A 1,817-nucleotide genomic window follows, 5' to 3' on the forward strand; every position below is an offset into this window, starting at 1 on the left:
CACCCCGCTCGAGATCGTCTCCGAACGCGGAACCTTCCCGGCCTACGTCGTCCGGACCCCGTTCTACGACCCGCACCGCATCAGAACACACCCCCTCGAAGAACGGACCTGAAAACCAGGGCTTCGAACTGCAGACGACAGACGATCAGGATCGATCACGGGCGTCCCGGACGCCGAGGAGAACCAAGATGGCCTCACGCATCGCAGTCATCGGCGCCGGCCCGAGCGGTCTGGCCGCTCTTCGGGCCTTCGAGTCCGCCCGGCGGAAGGGCGCAGAGGTCCCGGAGATCGTCTGCTACGAGAAGCAGTCGAACTGGGGCGGGCTCTGGAACTACACGTGGCGGACCGGCCTCGACGAGTTCGGCGAGCCGGTCCATGGCTCGATGTACCGCTATCTCTGGTCGAACGGCCCGAAGGAGTGTCTGGAGTTTGCTGACTACTCCTTCGAGGAGCATTTCGGCCGGCCGATCCCGTCCTATCCGCCGCGCGCCGTGCTGCACGACTATATCGCCGGCCGTGTCGAGAAGTCGGACGTGCGCAAATACTGCAAGTTCAACCACGCCGTCCGTGACGTGGAGTATGACGACGCGACCGGCAAGTTCACGGTGACGGTGAAGGATCTCGTCGCCAGGAAGCGGTTCTCGGAAGAGTTCGACTACGTCATCGTGGCGAACGGCCACTTCTCGACGCCCAACGTGCCGTATTTCGAGGGCGTCGAGAAGTTCCTCGGGCGGGTGCTGCACGCGCACGACTTCCGCTGCGCGGACGAGTTCGCCGGCAAGCACGTGCTGATGATCGGCTCCAGCTATTCGGCGGAAGATATCGGCACCCAGTGCCACAAATACGGCGCGCGGAAGATCACCTTCAGCTACCGCACCAGGCCGATGGGCTTCGACTGGCCGGAGGGCTTCGAGGAGAAGCCGCTGCTGACCAAGGTCGTCGGCCGCACCTGTCACTTCAAGGACGGCTCATCGGTCGACGACGTCGACGCCATCATCTTCTGCACGGGCTATCTCAACCATTACCCGTTCCTGCCCGACGATCTGCGTCTGGAGACGCGCAACCGGCTGTTCCCGCCGAACCTCTACAAGGGGATCTTCTGGGAGCCGAACCCGAAGCTGATGTATATCGGCGCGCAGGACCAGTACTACACGTTCAACATGTTCGACGCGCAGGCCTGGTACGCCCGCGACGTCGTGCTTGGCCGCATCGCCCTGCCGGACCGCGCCGCGATGCATGAGGACAGCGAGTCCTGGGTGCGCCGCGAGGAGGCGCTGGAGGATCCGTATCAGGCGATCGACTTCCAGACCGACTATGTCCGCGACCTGCTGAGCGCGACCGACTATCCGCCTCTCGACGTCGATCGCGTCGCGGAGCTGTTCAAGGAGTGGGAGCACCACAAGGTCGAGGGCATCCTGACCTATCGTGACCGCTCCTATCCCTCGACCATCACGGGCAACATGGCGCCGGTCCACCACACCGTGTGGATGAAGGCGATGGACGACTCGCTGGAGGCGTTCCTCAACCAGCCGAGCCAGCAAGCGGCCGAGTGATCGGCGGCCTTTCAAGGCTGGCTTCTGCGCCGCAAGGGCGGCGCTTCCGCGCGGGCCGCCGGGGCCCGCGACCGCAGGACGGGACGGCCCCAAAAGCCGCCGCCGCTCAGGGAGAATGGTCATGGACGCTGTGTCCGATCGTGAAACGTGGCGCGCCGCCAGTCTGGTGGCCCGCGGCGGCGAGCCGCTGGTGCTCGACCTCGCGGCCGGAGACCGCTGCCGCGTGGTCGATCCGGAGGGCGGCCAGCCCGGCCTGCTGTTCCA

1 protein-coding gene is annotated in these 1,817 nt (G+C 65.5%); it reads left to right on the forward strand.

Annotated features, from left to right (window positions below):
- Positions 1-188: 188 nt before the first annotated feature.
- Positions 189-1,553, forward strand: a complete 1,365-nt coding sequence (locus ACIKT0_RS17745; RefSeq protein WP_407106662.1) for an NAD(P)-binding domain-containing protein — start codon at positions 189-191, stop codon at positions 1,551-1,553.
- Positions 1,554-1,817 lie beyond the last annotated feature (264 nt).

Origin of the sequence: Hansschlegelia beijingensis, assembly GCF_045505405.1 — a bacterium.
GTDB classification, from domain to species: Bacteria; Pseudomonadota; Alphaproteobacteria; order Rhizobiales; family Methylopilaceae; genus Methylopila; species Methylopila beijingensis_A.

Coding starts and splice junctions, on each gene's coding strand:
- ACIKT0_RS17745 (WP_407106662.1), top strand. CDS start 189: ATGGCCTCACGCATCGCAGTCATCGGCGCCGGCCCGAGCGGTCTGGCC.